At 64.9% G+C, this 21,682-nt stretch carries 23 protein-coding genes and 1 tRNA gene; 13 read left to right on the plus strand and 11 right to left on the minus strand.

The genetic code is table 11. The annotated features are described in order from the left end of the window. Nucleotides 1–92 precede the first annotated feature (92 nt). Nucleotides 93–260, plus strand: a complete 168-nt coding sequence (locus tag RH831_RS03370) for a DUF1931 family protein (RefSeq protein ID WP_070365810.1) — start codon at nucleotides 93–95, stop codon at nucleotides 258–260. Between the two features lie 18 nt (nucleotides 261–278). Here RH831_RS03370 and rpiA read toward each other — a convergent pair whose 3' ends face one another. Then, on the minus strand, nucleotides 279–968 hold the full coding sequence (gene rpiA / locus RH831_RS03375) for a ribose-5-phosphate isomerase RpiA (protein ID WP_310552866.1): 690 nt from the start codon (nucleotides 966–968) through the stop codon (nucleotides 279–281). A 38-nt stretch (nucleotides 969–1,006) separates the two neighbouring features. After that, nucleotides 1,007–1,603, minus strand: coding sequence for a protein sorting system archaetidylserine decarboxylase (locus RH831_RS03380; protein ID WP_310552867.1), 597 nt, complete (start codon nucleotides 1,601–1,603; stop codon nucleotides 1,007–1,009). 83 nt (nucleotides 1,604–1,686) lie between these two features. Between RH831_RS03380 and priL the strand changes: the two genes are divergently transcribed. Continuing rightward, nucleotides 1,687–2,751 carry a DNA primase regulatory subunit PriL gene (gene priL / locus RH831_RS03385; protein ID WP_310552868.1) on the plus strand — a complete coding sequence of 355 codons (1,065 nt, stop codon included), beginning with the start codon at nucleotides 1,687–1,689 and terminating at the stop codon, nucleotides 2,749–2,751. Here priL and RH831_RS03390 read toward each other — a convergent pair. Next, nucleotides 2,748–2,948: a hypothetical protein gene (locus RH831_RS03390; RefSeq protein WP_310552869.1), complete on the minus strand. Its 201-nt coding sequence runs from the start codon at nucleotides 2,946–2,948 to the stop codon at nucleotides 2,748–2,750. The two genes, priL and RH831_RS03390, sit on opposite strands and share 4 nt — an antisense overlap. Before the next feature lie 135 nt (nucleotides 2,949–3,083). Between RH831_RS03390 and RH831_RS03395 the strand changes: the two genes are divergently transcribed. Both RH831_RS03395 and RH831_RS03400 read left to right on the plus strand, forming a co-directional pair. After that, nucleotides 3,084–4,391 carry a phosphoribosylglycinamide synthetase C domain-containing protein gene (locus RH831_RS03395; protein WP_310552870.1) on the plus strand — a complete coding sequence of 436 codons (1,308 nt, stop codon included), beginning with the start codon at nucleotides 3,084–3,086 and terminating at the stop codon, nucleotides 4,389–4,391. 55 nt (nucleotides 4,392–4,446) lie between these two features. Then, a complete protein-coding gene (locus RH831_RS03400; RefSeq protein WP_310552871.1) occupies nucleotides 4,447–4,695 on the plus strand; it encodes a hypothetical protein in 249 nt (82 codons plus the stop codon). 295 nt (nucleotides 4,696–4,990) lie between these two features. Here the strand turns inward: RH831_RS03400 and RH831_RS03405 are convergent. From RH831_RS03405 to RH831_RS03435, 7 genes are all read right to left on the minus strand, one after another. Then, nucleotides 4,991–5,073, minus strand: a tRNA-Leu gene (locus tag RH831_RS03405). Nucleotides 5,074–5,111: 38 nt separating this feature from the next. Next, nucleotides 5,112–5,627 carry a peptidylprolyl isomerase gene (locus RH831_RS03410; protein ID WP_310552872.1) on the minus strand — a complete coding sequence of 172 codons (516 nt, stop codon included), beginning with the start codon at nucleotides 5,625–5,627 and terminating at the stop codon, nucleotides 5,112–5,114. A 37-nt stretch (nucleotides 5,628–5,664) separates the two neighbouring features. Next, complete coding sequence (locus RH831_RS03415) at nucleotides 5,665–6,783, minus strand: ORC1-type DNA replication protein (protein ID WP_310552873.1); 1,119 nt, start codon at nucleotides 6,781–6,783, stop codon at nucleotides 5,665–5,667. 64 nt (nucleotides 6,784–6,847) lie between these two features. Next, entirely contained in the window at nucleotides 6,848–7,186 is a 339-nt protein-coding gene (locus tag RH831_RS03420; RefSeq protein ID WP_310552875.1) for a hypothetical protein, read from the minus strand. A gap of 2 nt (nucleotides 7,187–7,188) precedes the next feature. Then, nucleotides 7,189–8,592 carry a sodium-dependent transporter gene (locus tag RH831_RS03425; RefSeq protein ID WP_394327103.1) on the minus strand — a complete coding sequence of 468 codons (1,404 nt, stop codon included), beginning with the start codon at nucleotides 8,590–8,592 and terminating at the stop codon, nucleotides 7,189–7,191. Between the two features lie 257 nt (nucleotides 8,593–8,849). Continuing rightward, nucleotides 8,850–10,832, minus strand: coding sequence for a helix-hairpin-helix domain-containing protein (locus tag RH831_RS03430; protein ID WP_071933560.1), 1,983 nt, complete (start codon nucleotides 10,830–10,832; stop codon nucleotides 8,850–8,852). Nucleotides 10,833–10,873: 41 nt separating this feature from the next. Continuing rightward, nucleotides 10,874–12,073, minus strand: coding sequence for a twin-arginine translocase subunit TatC (locus RH831_RS03435; RefSeq protein WP_310552876.1), 1,200 nt, complete (start codon nucleotides 12,071–12,073; stop codon nucleotides 10,874–10,876). 98 nt (nucleotides 12,074–12,171) lie between these two features. Between RH831_RS03435 and RH831_RS03440 the strand changes: the two genes are divergently transcribed. The 3 genes from RH831_RS03440 (at nucleotide 12,172) to RH831_RS03450 (ending at nucleotide 15,437) form a co-directional block, all read left to right on the plus strand. After that, nucleotides 12,172–14,364, plus strand: a complete 2,193-nt coding sequence (locus RH831_RS03440; protein WP_310552877.1) for a twin-arginine translocase subunit TatC — start codon at nucleotides 12,172–12,174, stop codon at nucleotides 14,362–14,364. Nucleotides 14,365–14,544: 180 nt separating this feature from the next. Then, complete coding sequence (locus tag RH831_RS03445) at nucleotides 14,545–14,724, plus strand: ribbon-helix-helix domain-containing protein (RefSeq protein WP_310552878.1); 180 nt, start codon at nucleotides 14,545–14,547, stop codon at nucleotides 14,722–14,724. Further along, nucleotides 14,721–15,437, plus strand: coding sequence for a queuosine precursor transporter (locus tag RH831_RS03450; RefSeq protein WP_310552879.1), 717 nt, complete (start codon nucleotides 14,721–14,723; stop codon nucleotides 15,435–15,437). Before RH831_RS03445 ends, RH831_RS03450 begins: the two co-directional genes overlap by 4 nt. On the opposite strand, the gene RH831_RS03455 is transcribed toward RH831_RS03450, so the two are convergent. Further along, a complete protein-coding gene (locus RH831_RS03455; protein WP_310552880.1) occupies nucleotides 15,434–16,198 on the minus strand; it encodes a 23S rRNA (uridine(2552)-2'-O)-methyltransferase in 765 nt (254 codons plus the stop codon). The genes RH831_RS03450 and RH831_RS03455 overlap by 4 nt on opposite strands. 159 nt (nucleotides 16,199–16,357) lie before the next feature. Between RH831_RS03455 and RH831_RS03460 the strand changes: the two genes are divergently transcribed. The 6 genes from RH831_RS03460 to RH831_RS03485 all read left to right on the plus strand — a co-directional run bounded on the left by RH831_RS03460 (nucleotide 16,358) and on the right by RH831_RS03485 (nucleotide 21,650). Beyond that, entirely contained in the window at nucleotides 16,358–17,101 is a 744-nt protein-coding gene (locus RH831_RS03460; RefSeq protein WP_070365793.1) for a DNA polymerase sliding clamp, read from the plus strand. 45 nt (nucleotides 17,102–17,146) lie between these two features. Further along, on the plus strand, nucleotides 17,147–17,638 hold the full coding sequence (hjc, locus tag RH831_RS03465) for a Holliday junction resolvase Hjc (RefSeq protein WP_310552881.1): 492 nt from the start codon (nucleotides 17,147–17,149) through the stop codon (nucleotides 17,636–17,638). Between the two features lie 139 nt (nucleotides 17,639–17,777). Further along, nucleotides 17,778–18,098, plus strand: coding sequence for a helix-turn-helix domain-containing protein (locus tag RH831_RS03470; protein WP_070365791.1), 321 nt, complete (start codon nucleotides 17,778–17,780; stop codon nucleotides 18,096–18,098). After that, complete coding sequence (locus RH831_RS03475) at nucleotides 18,095–18,430, plus strand: hypothetical protein (protein WP_070365789.1); 336 nt, start codon at nucleotides 18,095–18,097, stop codon at nucleotides 18,428–18,430. Before RH831_RS03470 ends, RH831_RS03475 begins: the two co-directional genes overlap by 4 nt. Nucleotides 18,431–18,497: 67 nt before the next feature. After that, nucleotides 18,498–19,754 (plus strand): DNA double-strand break repair nuclease NurA, encoded by a 1,257-nt coding sequence (locus tag RH831_RS03480; protein WP_310552882.1) that lies wholly within the window; start codon nucleotides 18,498–18,500, stop codon nucleotides 19,752–19,754. An 84-nt stretch (nucleotides 19,755–19,838) separates the two neighbouring features. After that, entirely contained in the window at nucleotides 19,839–21,650 is a 1,812-nt protein-coding gene (locus tag RH831_RS03485) for an ATP-binding protein (protein WP_310552883.1), read from the plus strand. Nucleotides 21,651–21,682: the final 32 nt, after the last annotated feature.

The following is a 21,682-nucleotide window of genomic DNA, read 5'->3' on the forward strand; positions in this document are numbered from 1 at the left end:
TTTACGTAGCATTTGCGGTGTACGGACAGTTCGGGCTCTATGCTGCTTGATTTGAGAACGTTTATTACGGGCCGTAGGGAAAAACGAGGCGTATGGCAGATCTGATCGTCAAAGCCGCCGTGAAGGAAGCACTCGACGACAAAAACGTATCCTCTGACTTCTACGACGCGCTCGACGAGCGTGTCGACGACCTCCTCGCCGACGCCGCCCGTCGCGCCGAGGAGAACGGTCGAAAGACGGTGCAGCCGCGCGACCTGTAACCCGGCTCACCCGTCTTTTCAGTTCGTTTCGAGGACCCGCACAGCGTCGGGTCCGCCCACGACGATTTCGTCCGCGAGATCGACGAACAGTCCGTGCTCTAGCACGCCCGGCACCGAAGCGAGCGAGGCTCCCAGCGCCGCTGGGTCCGAAATTCGGCCGAAATCAACGTCGAGAACGACGTTCCCGTGCTGTGTGATCACGGGTCCGTCCTTCCGGCCCGCGTCCCGGAGGGTTGGCTCGCCGCCCAGGTCACTGATCGCGGCCATCGCCGTGGGCCGGGCTTCGGGGACTACTTCTACGGGGACTGGATGGGTGAGTTCGGCGGCCAGTTTGCCGTCGTCGACGACCACCACGAACCGGTCGGCCGCCGCGTCGACGATCTTCTCCTGGGCGTGTGCGGCCCCGCCGCCCTTGATCAACTGCCCCTCGACCACCTGGTCTGCCCCGTCGATGGCAATGTCGATGCCGTCGACGGCGTCCAGGGCCGTTAGCGGGATGCCCGCCTCGAGTGCGAGTGCCCGGGACTGATAGGAGGTCGGGATTCCCTCTATTTCCAGGCCCTGCTCGACCGCCTCGCCAAGGGCTTCGATCGCGTAGGCTGCGGTGCTTCCGGTCCCCAGTCCAACCACGTCACCCGCCGTGACCATTTCTACCGCTCGCTCGCCGGCCCGTCGCTTCCGCGCGGCCCTGGTACCCCCGTCGCTCATATCTCGGTGACCGCCCCCGACCGACAAAAAGCCGCGGATCAGTGCCGGGGGTCGTCGGCCAGCACGGACTCCCCGGCCCGAACCGTCTCGCCCGTCTCGACGGTGACATCAGCCATCTCGAATCGCGGTGGCAGCAGCACGTCGGCCCGGCTTCCGAAGGAGACGTGACTGATCCGCTCGCCCCGGGAGACCACGGTCCCGGGCTCGACGTGGGGGTGAATCCGCCGGGCCACGGTGCCGGCGATGAGTGTTACACGCAGGTCCTCGTAGTCGACGTGGAGCCGCTCGTTTCGCTCTGCCTCCTTCGAGAACGCCGGCCAGTGCCCCCCGGGAACGTGTTCGACGCTGGTGATCTCTCCGGCGATCGGCGACCGGTTCACGTGCACGTCAGTGACGTTCATGAACACGCCCACGCGAACCCGATCGTCCTCCGTACGGAGCACCGTCACCGTGCCATCGGCCGGCGACAGGAGGCCCGAATCAGGGGGATCCCGGTCCGGGTCGCGGTGGAACCAGACGACGAACCCGCCGAGTATCAGTCCGAGAAGCCCCCAGATCGGGGCGAAAAGGAGCCCGAGCCCGCCGAGAGCCAAAAGCGGCGCGGCGAGTCGCCAGGTGCCGGGGGCCAGATCCATAGGTGTCCTTCGCCGCCCGCCGAGTAGGGCCTTTCGGGTGGTCGGGCGAGGCCTTTATCGGCATCGAGTGGGAACTCCCGTCGATGGACGCCTACCACGCCCGTTATCCGTTCCTCCGGGCGGCCAGAGCGGCCGTCGAGGAGGCCGGCGTGGACCTCTCGGAGCTTGTCCGGACCGACGACGCAGTTGTCGATCGGGCCCGCGAGCGCGTCGAACGGGCGCTCACGGATCGGGAGATCGGCCCGGCGTCCCGATCGACCCGGGTCGAGTTGCTCTCCTATCCCGTCGCCCGCGTGATCGCCTCGCTCGTCGACGCGAACATCGTGAGACAGCGCTACGCCGAGGCGGAGGCCACGGCCGCCCGCGAGCGGTTCCAGGCGGATTTCGCGGATAGCGAGGAGATCAATTCGGTCGGGGCCCCCTCGCTGGACCGGGAGACGCTCCTCCGGGAGTTCGACCTGAAGTCGGCGGTCCGCCGGGCCGACGGGGGATTCGAGATGGCCGTCAGCGACTATCTGACCTACGCGGCGTCGCTCCGCCCGAGCAAGTGGCGACTCTCGACCCGTGTTCTCGCGGACGGCTGGGTTTCGATCACGGCCGACGAACTGGACCGGTTGCTCCAGCAGGCCGTGGAAACGCGAGTCGAGAGCGGCCTCCCGCTGTCGGTCCCCGATTCGATCGCGACGGAGTTGGCCGCGGCCGTCACCGCGATCGAACACACGCTTTCGGAACTGGATCTCACGCGGGAGATCGACACGGTCGTGCCGGAACTGTTCCCGCCCTGTATGCAACACCTGCTCGACCGGGTACAGTCCGGCGAGCACCTCGCCCATCACTCCCGCTTTGCGATCACGTCCTTTCTCACGAACATCGGCCTGCAGACCGACGAGATCGTCGAACTCTATCGGACGAACCCGGGCTTTGGCGAGGAGATGACCCGCTATCAGACCGATCACATCCGGGGTGATTCCAGCCCGACCGAGTACACCGCCCCGGCCTGTGCAACGATGGTCGCCTACGGTGACTGTGTCAATCCCGACGATCTCTGTGATGCGATCTCACACCCGCTCTCCTACTACGAGGTCAAACTCGACGACGAGGCCGAGGACCACACCGACTGGCGCGAACGGGCCGAGGCCGAGGACTAGTCCTCGTCCAGAAAGAGCAGCCCCAGCGCGCCCATGACGACGACGAAGGCGACGATCCCGCCGACCATCACGAAGGTCCCCATCGGCTCACCTTCGCCGGCCCCCATGAGGCTCCCGGCGACGAGAAACCCGACGAAGACGGCGACCCCGATCACGGCGAGCCCCGCCTCGCGGAGGGCCTGGCCTTCGATTTCCATATCACCCGATTCCGGACCGCCGGCAAAAAAGCCGTCGAAGGTCGGCTGGGGGAGTGCGCTGGCCCTGATTACCCGGTACGTATTAAGTCGGCTACAGCCATTGGTACGTGGTAACGGGGATAAAGCGAGTTACCGATGGACACCCACAACTTCCTCTTCGTCTCGGCCGACGCGGCGCTGATCACCGACCTGGCCTGGCAGGTTCACCGTGAGGGCCACGACGTGAAGTACTACATCGAAGCCGAAAGCGACCGAGAGATCGGTAACGGGTTCGTCCCGAAGACCGAGGACTGGCGCACGGAGGTCGAGTGGGCCGACGTCATCGTTTTCGACGACATCTGGGTCGGTTCGAGTGTCGGGACGGGCGCACTCGCTGCGGAACTCCGTGCGGACGGGAACGCCGTCGTCGGCGGCACGCCGAACACCGACCGACTCGAAGACGATCGGGGTTACGCGATGGACGTGCTCGAAGCACACGGAGTGAGCACCGTCGAACACCACAGTTTCGAGGACTTCGAGGCGGGCATCCAGCACGTTCTGGAGCACCCTGCCCCGTACGTCATCAAACCGCTCGGGGAGGTCCAGAACGTCAAGCGACTTCTCTATGTGGGAAGCGAGGACGACGGGAGTGATGTCGTGGACGTGCTGAAAGCCTACGAGAAGGCCTGGGGCCACCGGATGAAGGGCTTTCAGCTCCAGCGGCGAGTCGAGGGCGTCGAGGTTGCCATCTGTGGCTTTTTCGACGGCGAGCGGTTCGTCGATCGGGTCAACTTCAACTTCGAGCACAAGAAACTCTTCCCGGGCAATATCGGTCCCTCGACCGGCGAGATGGGCACGTCGATGTTCTGGGCCGGGCAGAACAGGCTGTTTCAAGAAACCCTGGGCAAACTCGAGGACTGGCTCGCCAATGAGGGCTATGTTGGCAGCATCGACCTGAACTGCATCGTGAACGAGAACGGGATCTATCCACTGGAGTTCACGCCGCGGTTCGGGTACCCAACGATCGCACTGCAGGAGGAATCGATCGAGTCCTCGACGGGCGAGTTCTTCTACGAGTTGGCTCACGGCAACGACCCCGAGCCGACCGTCCATCGGGGCTACCAGGTCGGCGTTCGGATCGTGTTGCCGCCTTTTCCCTTCGACGACGAGCAGACCTACGACGAGAACTCACGGAACGCGGCCGTGGTCTTCGAGGCGGGTCGCGAGGGGATCCACCTGGAGGATACGAAACGAGTCGACGGTCAGTGGCGGGTCGCTGGCGAGAGTGGCATGCCACTCGTCGTGACCGGCACGGGCGAGACGATGCAGGCGGCCCGCGAGCAGGCCTACGAGCGCATCGATCACGTTTTGATGCCCAATATGTACTACCGGGATGACATCGGCGAGCGTTGGATCGACGGCGACGGCGACCGGCTACAGGCGTGGGGGTATCTGGGTCCGTAAACGAACGGGAGTGCAACCGGGAGGCTTATCCGGCGATCCAGCAAACCGGCGGACGATGGCAGCCGAACGACACTTCCAGTTACACCCCGAGTATACAGACGACGACGGTAATTTCTTCGCCGTCGATACCAGCGGCCAGTTCTACCTGCTCTCCGACACGGCGCCCACCGACGACCGCGTCGACGTCAGCGAACTCAGCGACGGCATGCGAATGCTCGCGATCGAGGATGACGAGGTCGTCGCCGATCTGGTGCTGTCCGACGATCTGGGGCCCGACGAGGTTCCCATCGTCGACGGGTTCTGACTCGGGGCAGCGCGGAACCAGCCGTTCGAAAACTCGCTCACTACAGACTGAAAGTCTTGATACTGGCCAGCCGCTAGCGGTCTTTTTCCCCAAGTTTTTGCGAGGGGCTGCTTCGCAGCCCCTCGGAAAAAGTGGGAGTTGGCTCGCGGTTTCACCGCTCGCCATCGAGGTCTCACTGCGTTCGACCTCGCTATGCGAGGGATGGGATTCGAACCGGAGGAAGACTCGCTCCCGATGGTCGCTCGTCTTCCAGGGCTCGAACCCATCCTTCTCGTTCGCTCGAAAACTCGCTCACTGCGAGGGATGGGATTCGAACCCACGGACTCCTTCGAGAGCGGGTCTTAAGCCCGCCGCCGTTGGCCACTTGGCTACCCTCGCGCTCCACTGTTCGTGAAGAAGTGGGTAAGCCCTTTCGCTTACTCCTCGATCGTGACCGATTCGAGCAGGATGTCCTTCTTGGGGTAGTCCTGACGGTCGGTCTTCGCGCCGGCGATCTCCCGAACGACGTCCATCCCGTCGGTTACCGTCCCGAAGACGGCGTGCTTGTCATCGAGGTGTGGCTGGGGGGCCAGCGTGATGAAAAACTGCGAGCCGTTCGTGTCCGGGCCGCGGTTGGCCATCGAGACGGTCCCGGCCTCGTCGTGGCGCAGGTCGTCGTGGAACTCATCGTCAAAGGTGTAGCCCGGGCCGCCGCGGCCGGTCCCGGTCGGATCGCCGGTCTGGATCATGAAGTCACCGATGATCCGGTGGAACGGAACGTCGTCGTAGAGCGGTTCGCCCTCGACCTCCGTCTCGGTCTCGGGGTCGACCCAGGTCCGCTCGCCCGTCGCCAGGCCGACGAAGTTCTCCACGGTCCGGGGGGCCCGCTCGTCGTAGAGTTCGATCTCGATGTCGCCTTCTGTCGTGTGCAGCACTGCAGACAGGTCTCCCATGGGTGACAATGCCGCTCTGCGGGGAAAACCCTGCTGCTTAGCTCAGTCGATTCAGCACCGCCTCCGGGTCGTAAGCCAGGCGCAGCGACCGGGAGCGGCCCCGGCCCTCCAGGGATTCGTACTCGGCCTCGATGAGTCCCAGATCGTCGAGTTTGTTGACGATCTCGGTGTACCGAGTGTACCCCAGGTCCGTCTCCTCGTGGAACGTCTCGTAGACGGCCCCGGCCTGCTCGGCGTCGGTCTCGGCGATGACCGTGAGGAGGGTGCGTTCCGGGTCCGAGAGCCCCTCCAGATGCCGTTCGAGGTGAACGTGACGGGCGGTGTCGAAGGTCTGCTCGATGTCTCGATGTTCGATCGTCTTGCTGGCCCGGCCCTCCGCGTTGAGCCCGGCCCGTCTGAGCAGATCGATGCCCACCCGGAGATCGCCGGTTTCGGCGGTCCGTGCGGCCACCTCGTCCAGTACGTCCGGCGGGACGACGTCGGGCCGGAACCCGACCTCGATACGGTTCGAGAGGATGTCGACGATCTCCGAGGTGTCATACACCGGGAAGTACGCCTCTTCCGGGCGAAACACGCTCTGCACCCGACTGTCGAGGCCCTCGATGATGTCCAGATCCAGGTCCGAGGAGATCAGGATGACCCCGATCTTCGTCCCCGGGTGGGCCTCGTGGGCACGCAACAGCGAGTAGAGGGTCTCGGAGGCCTCGTTCTCGTAGAAGAGGTAGTTCACGTCGTCGAGGGCCACCACCAGGACGGTCTCTTCCTCGGTGAGCTTCTCGGCGATCTGGCCGAAGAGTTTCTTGAAGGAGATGCCCGAGGCCGGCGGTTCGTAGTCGAAAAGCGCCCGGAAGATCCGGGAGAAGACCGCATACCGGGTCGAATCCACCTGACAGTTCACCCGGACCGCCCGTACCCCCGGCTGGGCGTCGAGTTCGCCGAAGACTTTCTGGATCGCCGTCGTCTTGCCTGTCCCCGGTGGACCGGTGGCGAGGACGTTGAGCGGTCTCGCTCCCCGCGTCGCTGGTCGCAGGGCGTGGGTCAACGTCTCCAGTTGCGTGTCCCGGTGGTCGAAAACTTCCGGGACGTAATCGATCTCGAAGACGTGCTCGTCCCGGAAGATCGACTCGTCCCAGGAGAGCATGTCCTCGTCAGCCATGCTGTCAACCGAGCCACCACGGCCACTTAACCCTTCCCGCCAAAAAATCAGTCCGCGAACCGATTCAGTCGGCTGCCGATTCCTCGCCGATGGTTTCGAGGGCCTTGATCTCGCTCTCGGACCAGTCGTAGAACGGCTCCTCGTTCTCTCGAAGCACCTCGACACACTCGTCGTGGCGGTCGACCGCCTCCTCGTAGTATGGGTCCCCCGGGTTGTTTTCGATCCAGTTCCGCAGGTCCTGCAACGCGGTGGGGGAGTAGGTGTCGATGGTTCCTTGACGTCTGATGAGGTCGAGTTTGCGGTCCTCGTCGGTCAACGTGCGATACATCGCCCAGCCGCCGACCCCCCAGAGGAGGACGATCGAGCCGAGCATCATGACCCACGTGATTGGTGCCAGTGCCATGATCAGTCACCTCCCGAAACGGCCGGCCGTTCGTCCTCTGTCTGCATGTTCAGTGCCTGGGCCAGTCCGAGACTCGTAGCGAGGATGATCGCCATGAGCGCGAGGCCGCCGAACATGAGCGTCTCGTTCTCGGTTCCCAGACTCGTCACCGCGCCGTAGGCCATGATGAACAGCATCACGGCCGGAATGACAAAGCGGACGATCGGGTTCCACCACTGGCCGATGTGGATGTCGGCGTTGCGGTTCAGATCGAGCACGCGACCCCGCTCGGGTTTGAACTTCCAGCCGACAAGCGAGATGACCGCCAGCGTGGCGATCGGCAGGCCGAAGTTCCCGAACATGTAGTCCATCGTTCCCAGGAAGTTCTGGGAGAGCGCGCTCGGCACGCCCAAAAGCCAGATCAGGCCGACGACTCCCACGACGGTCTGACTCCGGGAGAAGCCCAGTTCTTCGTCGAGCGTGGTCACGATTGGTTCGGTCAGCGCGAACGCGGACGTGAACGCGGCGAAGAAGAAGCCGAGGAAGAACACGATCGCCCAGAGGCCGCCACCCGGCATCTGCGGGAAGACCTCGACCAGCGAGATGAAGGCCAGACTCGTCCCCGCGGTGGGCTCAAGCCCGAAGGCAAAGACCACCGGGAAGACTGCGAAGATCGCGAGCAGGCCGATGCTGGTGTTCCCGACGGCCGTGAACAGTGCACCGCCGAGGGGCACGTCGTCGTGCTTGCGGAGGTAGCTCCCGAAGGTCAGGGCGACCCCCCAGCCGAGGCCGGTGGAGAAAAGCGCCTGCCCAAGGGCCGCGACCCAGGTCTCCCCGCGCAGGAAGTAGTTCCAGTCGGGGTTGAAGGCAAAGGAAAGGCCCTCCATGCCGCCGGGAAGGGTCACGCCGCGGATGGCGACCGCGACCAGCGCGATCGCCATCAGCGGGATCATGTACTTCGCCATCCGCTCGACCCCGTCCTTGATCCCCAGGGAGAGGACGGCGGCCACGCCGATGGCCACCGCGGTGTGGGTCCCGACGGTCAGCGCGGGCGAGTTGATGAAGCTATCCCAGAAGACCTCGGGCTGGAACGCGGAATCCATGAAGGTGAAAAGCACCGAGTGGACCGCGTAGTACAGGATCTCGCCCACGAGCGGCAGGTAGTAGGTCATCAGCGCGAAGTTCACGATGACCACCACGAACCCGAGCCCGCGCAGGGTCTTGTCGTCGAAGATCTGTTTGAACGTCCCGATGACGCCTTTCCCCGTGTACCGACCGATCATCGTCTCGGCCATCAGTCCCGGGATGGCGATGACATACAGCAGGATGATGTAGGCGAGCAGGAACGCGCCGCCGCCGTTCATCCCGGTCGTATAGGGCATTCGCCAGATGTTGCCGGCACCGACCATTGCCCCAATCATCGCCATCATGAACCCGAAACGGGTCCCCCACTCCTCACGCGACGTGGTCGCTTCTTCTGTCATGTGTCACCCATTGCCACAAGACTTCCCATTTCACTTAACTGTTGTGCCGCTCTGCAATAGGGGGATTTACGGGCAATGTCCTGTAATATTATACTAAGATTTACTTGTCCAAAATTTATGATAGGCTGTTTCGGCAACAGCTGATTTCTACGCTCAAAAATCGGCAATATAGTCCGTCTTATTTTGCCGACCTGTTTCGATCAGAACTTTTCGAGCAGCGCCCGGTAGAACGCTTCCGTCCTGCCCTCGGTGTCTCCCTCTGCCAGTTTCTCGACGATCAACTCGGGTGTCGAACGGGCCAGGTGGTCTTTCTCCGGGGAGCGTTTGACCTGCAATTCGCCGTTTTCGAGCCCGAGCGCCCGAATCCCGTCGACCGTGACCGGGGTCTCACAGGCTTCCCGCACCCCGGCCGCGAGATGGGAGACGATGACCGCCGTGGCCTCGCTCTCTTGGAGGGCCTCGATGATCCCGGCGATGATCTTCGCCGAGGCCCCGGGTTCGGTGATGCTCTCGAGTTCGTCCACGAGGACGAGTTTGGTCGCTCCGCCCGCGGACAGCGAGGCGAAATCCCGGAGCGTGGTCTCCAGCGCGCCGGCGTCGAGGGTGCCACTGGATTTTGCGTGGTAGTGAATCTCCTCGATTTCGGGCACCCTGGCCGCGGTCGCCGGCACGGGTAGCCCCATGTGGGCCAGGATCGTGATCGCGGCGATCATGTCCAGGGTCGTGGTCTTGCCCCCGCTGTTCACTCCGGAGAGCAGCGCCACGTCCTCGACCGCGTAATCGACCGGTTCGACGGCCTCGGGCGGTTCCGCAAGCAGGGGTGACCGACCGCCCTCGATCTCGAACCCGCGTCCAGAGCGGTCGGCCATCACACAATCGAAGTCCGCCGCGAATCGCGAGATGGCCTGCTCGACGTCGAGTTCCAGCGCCCGCCGGACCAGTCCCCGGACTGGCTCGCGAGCCCCCGCAAGCTCCTCGGCCAACTCGCGCTTGACCTGTCCGGCCCGGCGGTCCCGGGCGGTCGTCAATGTCTCTTCAAGTCGGGACAGCGCCGACTCGTTTCGCTCGACCGGAAACGTCGGCTCCTCCGGGAAGACCCGAGCTGCCGCGGTGGCTTCCTCGTCCTGCAGATCGAGTGCCTCCACGAGGTGGTTCCGGGCGGCTTCGATAGCGCCATCGAACTCCTGGGTCAGCTCCCGGGCGAGGATCGAGTCCACTCCCGCTCCCCGCTCGGCCAGCGAGAGCAGGTCGGCCCCGTCGACGGTCACGTCGGTTTCCGAAATCGCCTCGGTGAGCCGGTCGTTCGCGATCGATTCGGCCGTCGAGACGGCCTCCTCCAGGTCATCGACGGCCGCAGCGAGCCGGGTCAGTTCGGCGTCGGAACTCACCTGCCCGTCGTCCTCGATCCGGGAAAGCGACCCCGCAAGTGCGTCCAGGTCGAGTTCACACTCCAGGTTCGCGACGCGATGCACCTCGATCGCGGCCCGGATCGACTCGCGGTTCGCCCCGTAGAAGGCGAGCACTCGCTCCGGAACCAGCTCGGCAGGATTCTCCAGGGCGTCGGGTTCGACTCGAACGTCACCGTCGACCTCGACACCCGCAAACTCCCGGTCGAGGGCGATCACGGTCGCATAGCCTCGCGCGAGGTCGGCGAGCGCCCGGGCGTCGGAGACCAGCTCGACGCTCAACTCCGGGACCGCCTCGGTCGCCCGACTGTAGGTCTCGGCGTCGGTCGTCGCCAGACAGCGGTCTCGTACTCTGACCGCCCCGGGCTCGGAGAGCGGTTCCAGCCCCGTCAGGGCCTCCCGAACGGGCTCCCCGAACTCTCGCGCCATCGCCCGTTCGGCGACGGCACGGGTCTCCGCGATGCGGGCGGGCACCGCACTCGGATAGAAGGTCTCGATCCGTTTTCGGCCGTAGTCGGTCACGGCACGCTCGGCCAAAAGCGAGCGCAGGCCGTCGTAGACCGCTTCGGCGCGGTCGGTCGCGAGAAACCCGCCGGGATCGTCGTGGCGGTGACGAATCGCGTTTCGGACGATGCGGACGGCCCGCCCCTGTGAGATTCCGGGGACTGCAGCGATCGCGGCGACGTCACCGCGCTCCAGGGCCTCGACCGGGTCCTCCAGGGTGGCAAGCGCCTCGCGGGTCTTCGGGCCGATCCCGGGGATCGCCTCGAGCTCCATCGAGTCCACGGTTCACCCCGAGGGGCTAAACGATTGGGGAGTCACCCGTTCCCGCGGCCGGTCCAGCGGAGCAAGAGCAACGTGCCCTCGAAGAGCCCGATCATGGTTACAGCGACGAGGAACGGGGCCATGCCGGTCGGGTCCGGGCTGAAGAGGAAGGCGATCGCCAGGAACACCCCCCAGATGATGAGTCGGCGCTCCTCGAGCCAGGTCCGGGTGGTCAGGCCCATCATGATCGCGAGCATGACAAACAGCGGGATCTGAAAGACCACCGCGAGAAAGCCCAACAGGACCAGCATGAGCGAGAAGGTCTGTCCGAGCGCGAAGGCGATGTCCACCACGTCACGCGAGTACTGGAGGAAGTAGGTCATCACCGCCGGCAGGATGAGGAAGTACCCAAAGAGCAGTCCCACGAAGGCAAGGACCAGGCTCGTCGGGACGGCGGCGAGATAGTAGCGTCGCTCGTGGGGGTAGAGTCCAGGTCGCATGAACGCGTAGGTCTCGTAGACGAAGACGGGCAGCGCGAGAACCAGTCCCAGCAGGCTCGCCGCCTTGAGCTGGGTGACCACGAGCTCCAGTGGGTGATAGACGTGGGGTTTCGAGATGTCACTCGGGAGCACCGAGTACCAGAGGAAGTTGATGAACTCCTCGCCGTAGGGGAACGCGAGCAGGCTCACCACACCCGCGATGACGACGACCACGGCGACCCGCTTGACCATCTCCTCGATGTGCTCGGTCAGGGGCTGTTCCTGGTCCTCGGCCGGTCCGGTCTTGCGCTCGATCGGCGTCGTTTCCGTCTCGCTTTCGGGAGTTTCGGTGTCGGACTCCTCGTCCGTGTCTTCTGGCTCGTCGGTCGTCTCTTCGGCTTCGTCCGTGTCTTCGGCTTCCTCCCCCGTGTCCGCCGTCTCGTCTTTCGTCTCTTCAGCTTCGTCCGTGTCTTCTGGCTCGTCGGTCGTCTCTTCAGCCTCGTCGGCACCCTCCGCTGGCTCGGTGGTCGAGCCGTCCGCATGCGTCTCCGCTTCTCCAGAATCGTCGGATTCGTCCTCGGTTTCCGCCGCCTCGCTTTCATCGTCGGTCCCGCCTGTGGCGTCGAAAGCGTCCGTCTCGTTCGGTTCCGCATTGTCCTCGGCGTCGAGATCGACGATCTCGGTGCGGGAATCCTCGGAGTCCTGACGGTCCGCTCGCTGCTCGTCGGCGTCCGTCGGCTCCCCGTCCGAGCCCTCGCTCGGATCCCGCGACATGACCCCAGATAGGCAACGGCGTCGTTATGGGCCTTTTCGTTTTCCGACCGTCCCCAGAGAAGAAGATTGATAGTGGACACTGGGATAGGCCCAACACGATGAGTGCCCCGGGGCCGATAGACGCGGATACCGCTCGATCGATCGAGAGCGGTCGACAAACCCTCGGGGCGATCCTCAAGACCGCCCAGAACCGCCTGAAGGTGGTCTTCGTCGCCTTCGTCGTGGGGCTTTTCGCCGGCGTGATCGCGATGCGGCTCTACATCTGGCCGACGCTCAAGCGGGACCTGCTCGCCCGCGGGGCCGCGGTCATCGCCCAGACGCCCTTCGACGTGATCCTCCTCCAGGTGAAGATCGGGCTGGCGGTCGGGATCATCTTCGCGCTGCCGGTGCTCCTGTACTACTCGAAGCGACCGCTGGCCGACCGAGGTCTGATTCCCGATCTGCATGTCCCCCGGTGGAAACTCGCCATCGTGGCGCTGATGGCGGTTTTCCTCTCGACCATCGGCATCGTCTACGCCTACTTCCTCTTCTTCCCGATCATGTTCACGTTCCTGGCGGGCAACGCCCTGGGGGCCGGGCTCGCGCCGCTTTACTCCATCGTGCACTGGACGGAGTTCATTCTCGTGCTGGCGCTGTCCTTCGGGCTCGCGGCCCAGCTTCCCCTGTTGATGACTGCCCTCTCCTACACGGAGATCGTCCCCTACGAGACCTTCCGTGACAAGTGGAAGTACGCCGTCATCGCCATCTTCTCCTTCGGCGCGATGTTCTCCCCACCGGACCCGTTCACCCAGTTGATGTGGGCCTTCCCGCTTTTGCTCCTCTATGCCTTCAGTCTCTATCTCTCGAAACTGGTGACTGCCGGCAAGCGTGGCCGTCGCAATCTCGACTTTTTCGGGGCCCTCCGCCGCCGGCTCCACCGGGTCGCCGGCACGGCGGTCCTGGGCGGCGGGCTCGTCTACTGGTTCTACGGCGCGGGCGGTCTGGAGCTCTTCAACGGGTCGATCCGGCCGGCGCTCCCGACGCTCGTTCGACCAGGGCCCGTGCCCTCGGCTGCGGCCGCGCTTGGTCTCTCGCCAGGGCTGGCCCTCCTGGTCGTCGTGCTGATCGGGGCTGTCGTCTTCGCCATCCTGGGCGCGCTGGTGGTGCTCTACCGGGCGACGATGCAGGCCCAGCCCGAAGATGGGCTCCCGCCGAAAGCGGCGACAGGCGAACCGGCGGCCGAGCCCGAAGAACCGCTCCCCGACATCGACGAGGTCGAGGGGGCCGAAGCCGTCCGGGCGCTGCCCATCGAGGTCTTTGCCGGTATGAGCGAGGAATCGGCGCTGGCGGCAGCCCAGCGGGCCATGGACGACGGCGACCCGGAGAAGGCAGAGGCGATCTTCGAGCGGTTCGACGACGCGCCCGAGGAACTCAAAGCCGAGGAGGAGTCGGGGGGGACGTTCTCCCAGACCACCGCCGGGATGGTCAACGCCTTCACCGAGGAGGAGACGACCGAGGACGACATCGGCGGGTACTACCACGACATCGCCTTCATCCTCGACAGTCTGCGCTCCAGGACGTTTCACCTGGTCGGGATCTTCATGGTGGTCATGGCCGGGCTCTTCATGTTCCTCTATCGTGGTGGCATCGGCACCATCCGGGCGGACTTCATCTCCCGGATTCCCCCGGAGGTTCGACCGGACCCGGCTGCGACCCAGTGGCCGATCACGCTGCACCCGGTCGAGGCACTGGTCTTCGAGGTCAAGATCTCGATGGTCATCGGCGCCATCGTCACGCTGCCGGTGCTCTTCTACTACGCCTGGCCGGCCCTGAGCGAGCGGGGCATCATCAGGGGCGACCGGCGTGCGGTCTCCCTCTGGGGTATCTCGATCATCCTCGGCATTATCGGGGGAAGTATCATCGGGTATCTGTATGTCGCCCCGCCGATCATCTCGTATCTCGTCGAGGACGCGATCCGCGCCGGGATGGTGGTGAGCTACCGGGTGAACAACTTCTTCTGGATGGTGTTTTTCACCACGGCCGGGGTGGGCCTGCTCGCGGACATCCCCATCTCGATGTGGCTGTTCCACCGCGGCGGGATCATCAGTTACGAGCGCATGCGCCGGAGCTGGCGGGGAGTCGTCCTCGTGATCTTCGTATTCTCGACGTTCTTCTCCTCCAGTAGCATCTGGACGATGTTCCTCCTTGCAGTCCCGACCTCCGCGGCCTACGTCTTCGGCCTCGGCGTGCTGTGGGTGGTCACGCTGGGCGGCCGACGCGGCGGGAAACCACGATCTGCCGAGCCGGCGTGAGCTACCATCAGCCGAGCTATTCAGGCCGGGTAGAAACGATTATCGGCCGTTTCGAGGGGGAGAGTACGAGTTTGATTTCCCGACGCCTCCCTGCGCTGCCATCGCCAGAGACTTCAACGATGCTCTCCGAGTACTCTTCCAAGAGCATCATGACGCCACTTTCGACTCGGGGTGACGCCAATGCCCAAGATTAGCGTGGAGATTCCGGCCGAACTTCTCGCGGACCTCGACGAGCACGTCGGGGAGGACGGGAAGTTCGTCAATCGCAGCGACGCGATCCGGGCCTCGATCCGGAAGACCCTGGACCGACTCGACGAGATCGACGCCCGACACGACCGCCTGGAGGCCGAGGATCAATGACTCGCCAGGCGATGCCCGCGCCGCAGGTGGCGCTGATCGGCCTGTTCGTCACGGCGCTGATCACCGCTCAGCTCACGGCCTCGAAGGTCCTCGGGTTCGAGCTGCCGTTCGCGATCCCGGTAGCCGGCGAGACCCTCGCGCTGCCCGGGGCGGCCCTGGCCTACGCGCTGACCTTCTTCGCGTCCGACGTCTACGCTGAGCTGTACGGTCGGAACGCGGCCCAGATCCTCGTGAACGTGGGCTTCGGGTTGAATTTCGTCCTGCTCGTGCTGGTCTGGAGCACGATCGCCGCCCCGGCGGCCGCCAGCTCCCCGGTCGCTCCGGAAACCTTCGCCACGGTGCTCGGGTCGAGTACGAACATCGTCATCGCCAGCCTGGCGGCCTATCTGGTGAGCCAGAACTGGGACGTGCTGGTCTTTCACGCCCTGCGTGAGCGCACCGACGGGGCCCATCTCTGGCTGCGAAACATCGCGTCGACGGGCACGAGTCAGCTCCTCGATACCGTGATCTTCGTCGGCCTGGGCTTCTATCTAATCCCGCGCTTTCTCGGGACCGGGGATCCGGCCCCACTCGCCGTGGTCGCGTCGCTTCTGGTCGGGCAGTACCTCCTGAAACTCCTCATCGCCGTCCTCGATACGCCCTTTGTCTACCTCGTCGTCGGCGCGCTCCGCCGACGGGAACAGGGCAGCCGTGCCGCGTCGGCGGCCGATTAGACTGGTTCGGCGAACCCGAACCGTGGTTTCACGCCGGTCACTTCGACCTCGATTTTATCACCGACCGCTGTGCCGGGAACAAAGAGTGAGTACCCTTCGACGTAGGCGATCCCGTCGCCGTCCTCGCCCGTCGCCTCGATGGTGACCGTCCGCGTTTCGCCCACCGAGACCGGGGCGGTCAGGTAGCCGATCCCGACGACGTACACCTCCGAGGAGGACTCCCGGGAGGCGTCCGGGCGAACGATGCTGACCTTGTCGAATTCGTCCTCGACGTCCGCGACGAAGGCATCGAGGTCCCGGCCCTGGAAGACCTTCACGACGAAGTTGCCACCCGAATCCAGGAAGTCCTGAGCGACCTCGAAGGCCGTCCGGGCGAGGTGAACCGACCGGGCGTGGTCCAGGTCGTACTCGCCGGTCATGTTCGGGGCCATGTCGGAGACGACCACGTCGACCCCTTCTGGGGCCGCCTGTTCGATTTTCTCGGTCGTCGAGTCCTCGGTCATGTCCCCGCGGATCGTCTCGACGTCGTGGTCTTCGAGCGGATCGATCCGCTGGAAGTCGACCCCGATGACCCGCCCCGTCTCCCCGACTCGCTCGGCGGCGACCTGCAGCCACCCGCCGGGAGCCGCCCCGAGATCGAGTACCGTGTCGCCGGCCGCAAGCAGCCCGACCTGGTCGTCGATCTGGGCAAGTTTGTAGGCCGAGCGAGCCCGGTAGCCCTGTTGCTTGGCCTTGTTGTAGTAGTGATCCTTGTGACTCATTGCGAGTGCGTTCGAGGCCGGTGGGGAAGTGGCTGGCGATGGGGTGGCCTCGGCCGCCGCTGGACCGCCGCGTACAGCCCCACACGCGGGACAGAACCGGCACCGGGCGGGAGGCTTGAAGAGGTGACTTTTTAAGTCGGGTGTCCGTATACCGGAAATATGTTTACGGCCATCGTGAGCGCAGAGACGCTCCGGACCACGCTCGACTCCGTGAGCGTGTTGGTGGACGAGTGCAAGATCCACCTCACCGAAGACGGACTCGAAATCCGGGCGGTCGACCCGGCGAACGTGGGTATGGTTGATCTCGAACTCGAGGCCGCGGCCTTCGAGTCCTACGAGGCGGACGGCGGAATCATCGGCGTGGACCTCTCGCGACTGGAGGACATCGCCGGCATGGCCGACGCCGGCCAGCTCGTCCAGCTCGAACTCGACGAGGAGACCCGAAAACTCCACATCCACATCGACGGCCTGGAGTACACCCTCGCGCTCATCGATCCCGACTCCATCCGCCAGGAGCCGGACCTCCCCGACCTGGACCTTCCCGCCCGCATCGTGATCGAGGGCCGGGACATCGACCGGGCGGTGCGAGCGGCGGATATGGTCTCCGATCACATCGCGCTGGGCGTGGATACGGCCGCCGAGCACTTCTACGTCGACGCCGAGGGCGACACCGACGACGTGCATCTGGAACTCGGCCCGGAGGATCTGATCTCCCTGGAGCTGGGCGAGGCCCACTCGCTTTTCTCGCTTGACTACCTCAAGGACATGAACAAGGCCATCCCGGCCGACGGCGAGGTCGTCGTCGAACTCGGCGAGGAGTTCCCCGTGAAGTTCCACTTCGACATCGCCGAGGGCCTGGGCAACGTGACCTACATGCTCGCGCCGCGGATCCAGAGCGAGTAGTCGAGCCGGTTCAGTTTTCACTTCTCCCCCCGTGCCATCCGGTAGATGTCCGCCAACCGAAAGGGCGACCGCCGGGAGCGGGAACTGGTCAACGCCCTCGATTCGGCCGGATTCGCCGTCATGCGAGCCCCGGCCAGCGGAAGCGCCACGGAGCGGGAACTCCCGGACGTCCTCGCGGGGAACGGCACTGTCTTCTACGCCATCGAGGCCAAATCCAGTGCCGCCGACCCGATATATCTCACCAGCGAGGAAGTCGAGGCACTACGATATTTCGCGGCGTCCTTCGGAGCGAAACCCCGGATCGCCGCCCGTTTCGATCGGGAGGACTGGGCCTTCTTCCACCCCGCTGAAACGCTCACCGAGAACGGGGCCTACCGCGTGAAACACGACCGGGCGGTCGAGGACGGCGAGCGGATCAAGGACCTCTGGGTCGAGGAGCCCGATCCGGAAGCCAGACGCGAGGACGTTCGTGGCATTCTCAACGCCCTCGATACGGGCGTGATGTCCGTCGAGGAGGCCGTGGAGTCGCTGTTGTAGCTCTTCAGAACCGATCTCGGACAATTGGAGTTTCTGTAGCCGCCGGGTGTGAAATCTCTTGATGATCACCCGGTTGGTTGCATCAACCCGTCTGGCTATCACCGGAAGGTCTATTACATTATATTGCGTTCTATTACACATGCCAATCAGCATCGATCGTCTCGAAAACGAACCGCCCGAGGTGTTGGCCGTCCGGGAGGGGACACAGCCCTACACGGTGCTCCAGTTCCTCGCCAAAAACGACGACCAGGCGTACACACAGACGGAGATTGCGGAGACAACGGGGATCGACCGAGGGAGTGTCGGTGCTGTTCTCTCGCGTCTCGATGATCGGGATCTCGTCCGGCACAAAGGCCGGTACTGGGCGATCGGGACGGACGACCGTCTGGCGGCGTTTGCGGCCCAGCAGCAGGCCAGTTCGATGTCGACGACCGATGATTACTACGCCGGGGAGGAATGACCGGGTACCAGCGTGGAGACGTTTTGAAAGGCCCGGACTTCTTCGGTGCTTCGCGGTTTCGGCCGTGGGTCTGTGTACACGACTCCGCTCATCCGTTCGGTGATCAAGAGGGTATCTTTGTCGCGATCACGACGACCCGACGATCCGAAGCGATCCCGCTCACCGATACTGACTTCCAAACTGGCGGGCTGCCAAAAACCAGCTACGTCAATCCCTGGACCGTAACGACGATCAAACACGCCGATATTCAATCCCGGGAGGGCGTCCTTATTGAGGAGACGACAAACACCATCGCCGAGAAATTATGCGACTACCTCGGCGTGAACTGCTGAAGCAGGACGACTCATCATCCGCCGCCAACCCGAGGCGTGATTACGGTGGGGCCAGAACTGGCCCCTGATGACAATCGACCCCGTCCACTACGACGGGATCGCCGCCCTCGCCAGTCGCATTCGTCACGACGCCGACCCCGAGGCCCACCGGGACCTCGCCGAGACCGTCTGGGCCGAGCATCTCGACCCGCTCCGGACGGACGGGGACCCGGTGCTGGAACCGATCGAGTCGGTGACTCGCCGGGCCGCGCCGATCGACGACCTGGCTTTGCAGCAGGCTCCCTTCGAAACGGCCCACGGCCTCGATTCTGGCACGATCAACCCGACGACGTTCAAGAACGGGCTCCTGCTCGACCTCGCGCAGGCGGCGATGGCGGCCGTCCCCTCGGATCTGGACCTCCACCGGGCCCGGACCTACATCATGCCGGTCCACTCCAACGACGCCTCGGTCAATCACGGCACGGATGGGTGGGACCCCTTCGACGAGGACCACGGCCGGGGCCGTATCGTCCAGACCGAGGCCCTGGCCCGCGACGAGGAGCGGATCGTCCACGGCCTGGCGCTCTACCTCGCCGAGAGCCATCACGCACTCGAACACGCCCACCGGGTCGAGGACGTGCTCTTCCTCGATGGCCCGCTGTATCCCAAAGGGCTGCTCCACTGGCGGGGCCGCCACGGCTCGATCGCGGAACTCGCCGGGGAGAACGATCTGGTGGCGGAGGTCCTCGAGAACTACGTCGCCCTCGTCGAGACGTTCCTGGAGCGGGAGATTCCCCTGGTCGGCTTCGTCAAGAGTCCCCAGTCCCGTGGGCTCATCAGAGCCCTCGCCGAGACGGGCCGACCGAGTCCCTGGGCGAGCGACACGGCGTTTTTCTCCCAGGTCCTCGAACAGCGCGAGGGCGGTGGCCGCCGAAACGAGCGGGTCACGGACCAGCTCTCCTGGACCGGCTGGTTCCGCTCCAGACTCGGGGCCGATGCGGTTTTCGCCGGGCCCGAGGCGGATCTGGGGGTCACCCGCGACCGCCCGGCCCCGGACTACGAGGTCGCCTTCTTCGTGATCTATGACCCCCGGACGGAGCTCCTCTTCAAGGCTGAACTCCCCGGCGGGTTCGCGGAGGACCCGGCGGTTCGGTCGGCAGTCGAACAGTACGTGCTGCGGGGGGTGGCAGCCGAGCGTGGGCCACCGCTGCCGATCGCGAAGGCCGACGAACTGGCCCGGATCGGAAGCGAGGGCAAGGCGGAACTCGTCCGACGGCTGGAGGTTGCTTTCGACACCAGCGAGGACCGGAACTACGACGCCGAGCGGTGGGGGCCGGAGTTCTGATCGGGAGCGAGATCAATTGTTCTGGGGGGAGGGTGATCGTGCAGCGGGGGAAAGGGGTTAGTTACCTCCGAACGGAGCAGTGCCATGAGCGATCTCGGATCGTTTTCGGACTTCCGGGACAGTGAGTCGTCCGGGGACGAGGGCGGTGAGGAGCAGTCCGGCGGGAGCGGTCCCGAGGGGCGCGAGTTCGACCGCCCAGACGTGACCGCAAGCGGCAGCGATACCGGTGTCGGCGCGCTCGCCGTCTCGGAGGGCCTTCGGGTCGCCGAGGAGGCAGAGGAGAACCGGTTGCGGGCCTACGTGACGGCCCAGAACCGAACGGATATCCGCCTCGGCACGTACCTGCTCGCGCCGTATCCGGACTACGAGACACTCTTCTGTCGCATCACCGGCCTGGAGTACGCCCAGGCCTACCGGAGCGACGATGCCACCGAGATTCACGCCCGTCGGGCCATGCGCTCCTCGGGGATCGACGAACAGGATTACAAACTCATGGCCGATCTCGACCCCCTCGCGGTTCTCTATCCCGACGGCGAGACCCTGCGACGCCGGGCCCCGGACCGGGTCCCGAAACCCGAGACGGTCGTCAAACACGCCAGTGACCACGAGAAGATCCGGACGGGGCTGGACCTCCCCGAGTCCGGGGCTTTTCTCGGCCACCTCTCCGTGGGCGGCGAGCGGGTACGCACCCAGGCCACGCCGCCGACGGTGGCCTACCGCCTCGAAGACGGGGATTCGGGGGCCGACCCGTTGATCTTCCGCCACGTGCTCATCGCGGGTGGCACCGGCTCGGGCAAGACCCACACCGCGAAGAACGTCCTGCGCCAGTACCTCACCGAGGACCGGCGCTACGCCATCGAACCCGGGAGCAATCGCACCCCACGAGCGGCCGTCGTGCAGTTCGACCCCCAGGACGAGTACGCCCAGATGCACGACGACAATCCGGACCTGGACGCGGCGACCGAACGCGACTACGACCGACAGGGCGTGGCCTCGGGCGGCCACGAGGACACCGTCGCATTCGTCCCGCAAGTGGGCAACGCCCGATACGCCGCAGGCCACCACCGCGCCGAGCAGCAGGCGTTCACCATCCCGTTCTCGATGGTCCGGGCGAACAAGTGGCTCGTCGCCGGCGGCCGGCTCAACGACAACCAGTACAACGCGCTCACCTACCTCCTCGATCGCTTCTTCGACGAACGGAGCGGCGAGGCCACCTACCAGGCCTTCCTGGATTTCCTCGACGATCCGGCGCTCAGACAGGAACTCGACGAGAGCGGTCGCGTGCACGAGGCGACCTTCGACGCCGTGAAACGCCGGGTTTCTGCGGTTCCGCGAGGCGTCTTCGATCAGGACGCCAGGCCGATAACCGAACTGGTCCACGAGTTCGTCCGGCCGGGCCGGCTCTCGGTGGTCCCGACCTATCACCTCTCCTCCACCCGGGCCGCCGAGATGGTGGTCCTCGCGCTCTCCAGTCTCCTCGTCGATCAGAAACTGTCGAGCGATCCGACCTTCGAGCGGATCAAGGAGACGCCGCTCATTCTGGGGATGGACGAGGCGCATAACTTCCTCGCGGACGCCGACAGCGTCCAGGCCCGCCAGGTGATCGGGAAGTTCACCGAAGCCGCCAAACAGGGTCGCAAGGAACGGCTGGGACTGTTCCTGATCACCCAGGACCCACAGGACATCGCGGACCCGGTATTCAAACAGCTCAACACCCGGATCGCGCTCACCCTGAGCGACGAGGACGCCGTCTCCAGTCTGAATCTGCCGACCGCACTGGAGTCCCGAATCACGGACATGGAGCGGGGCAATATGGCCGTCTACTCGCCGGACAACTCCAAACCCGTCGAAGTGATGGGGCTCTCGACCTGTCTGACCCGCCACGGCCGGGATTGAACCGCCGATTGGCCCGTAGATATATGCCCGCC

Source organism: Halodesulfurarchaeum sp. HSR-GB (assembly GCF_031432215.1).
Taxonomy (GTDB): Archaea; Halobacteriota; Halobacteria; order Halobacteriales; family Halobacteriaceae; genus Halodesulfurarchaeum.

Coding starts and splice junctions, on each gene's coding strand:
- RH831_RS03370 (WP_070365810.1), top strand. CDS start 93: ATGGCAGATCTGATCGTCAAAGCCGCCGTGAAGGAAGCACTCGACGAC.
- rpiA (WP_310552866.1), bottom strand. CDS start 968: ATGAGCGACGGGGGTACCAGGGCCGCGCGGAAGCGACGGGCCGGCGAG.
- RH831_RS03380 (WP_310552867.1), bottom strand. CDS start 1,603: ATGGATCTGGCCCCCGGCACCTGGCGACTCGCCGCGCCGCTTTTGGCT.
- priL (WP_310552868.1), top strand. CDS start 1,687: ATGGACGCCTACCACGCCCGTTATCCGTTCCTCCGGGCGGCCAGAGCG.
- RH831_RS03390 (WP_310552869.1), bottom strand. CDS start 2,948: ATGGAAATCGAAGGCCAGGCCCTCCGCGAGGCGGGGCTCGCCGTGATC.
- RH831_RS03395 (WP_310552870.1), top strand. CDS start 3,084: ATGGACACCCACAACTTCCTCTTCGTCTCGGCCGACGCGGCGCTGATC.
- RH831_RS03400 (WP_310552871.1), top strand. CDS start 4,447: ATGGCAGCCGAACGACACTTCCAGTTACACCCCGAGTATACAGACGAC.
- RH831_RS03410 (WP_310552872.1), bottom strand. CDS start 5,627: ATGGGAGACCTGTCTGCAGTGCTGCACACGACAGAAGGCGACATCGAG.
- RH831_RS03415 (WP_310552873.1), bottom strand. CDS start 6,783: ATGGCTGACGAGGACATGCTCTCCTGGGACGAGTCGATCTTCCGGGAC.
- RH831_RS03420 (WP_310552875.1), bottom strand. CDS start 7,186: ATGGCACTGGCACCAATCACGTGGGTCATGATGCTCGGCTCGATCGTC.
- RH831_RS03425 (WP_394327103.1), bottom strand. CDS start 8,592: ATGGCGATGATTGGGGCAATGGTCGGTGCCGGCAACATCTGGCGAATG.
- RH831_RS03430 (WP_071933560.1), bottom strand. CDS start 10,832: ATGGAGCTCGAGGCGATCCCCGGGATCGGCCCGAAGACCCGCGAGGCG.
- RH831_RS03435 (WP_310552876.1), bottom strand. CDS start 12,073: ATGTCGCGGGATCCGAGCGAGGGCTCGGACGGGGAGCCGACGGACGCC.
- RH831_RS03440 (WP_310552877.1), top strand. CDS start 12,172: ATGAGTGCCCCGGGGCCGATAGACGCGGATACCGCTCGATCGATCGAG.
- RH831_RS03445 (WP_310552878.1), top strand. CDS start 14,545: ATGCCCAAGATTAGCGTGGAGATTCCGGCCGAACTTCTCGCGGACCTC.
- RH831_RS03450 (WP_310552879.1), top strand. CDS start 14,721: ATGACTCGCCAGGCGATGCCCGCGCCGCAGGTGGCGCTGATCGGCCTG.
- RH831_RS03455 (WP_310552880.1), bottom strand. CDS start 16,198: ATGAGTCACAAGGATCACTACTACAACAAGGCCAAGCAACAGGGCTAC.
- RH831_RS03460 (WP_070365793.1), top strand. CDS start 16,358: ATGTTTACGGCCATCGTGAGCGCAGAGACGCTCCGGACCACGCTCGAC.
- hjc (WP_310552881.1), top strand. CDS start 17,147: ATGTCCGCCAACCGAAAGGGCGACCGCCGGGAGCGGGAACTGGTCAAC.
- RH831_RS03470 (WP_070365791.1), top strand. CDS start 17,778: ATGCCAATCAGCATCGATCGTCTCGAAAACGAACCGCCCGAGGTGTTG.
- RH831_RS03475 (WP_070365789.1), top strand. CDS start 18,095: ATGACCGGGTACCAGCGTGGAGACGTTTTGAAAGGCCCGGACTTCTTC.
- RH831_RS03480 (WP_310552882.1), top strand. CDS start 18,498: ATGACAATCGACCCCGTCCACTACGACGGGATCGCCGCCCTCGCCAGT.
- RH831_RS03485 (WP_310552883.1), top strand. CDS start 19,839: ATGAGCGATCTCGGATCGTTTTCGGACTTCCGGGACAGTGAGTCGTCC.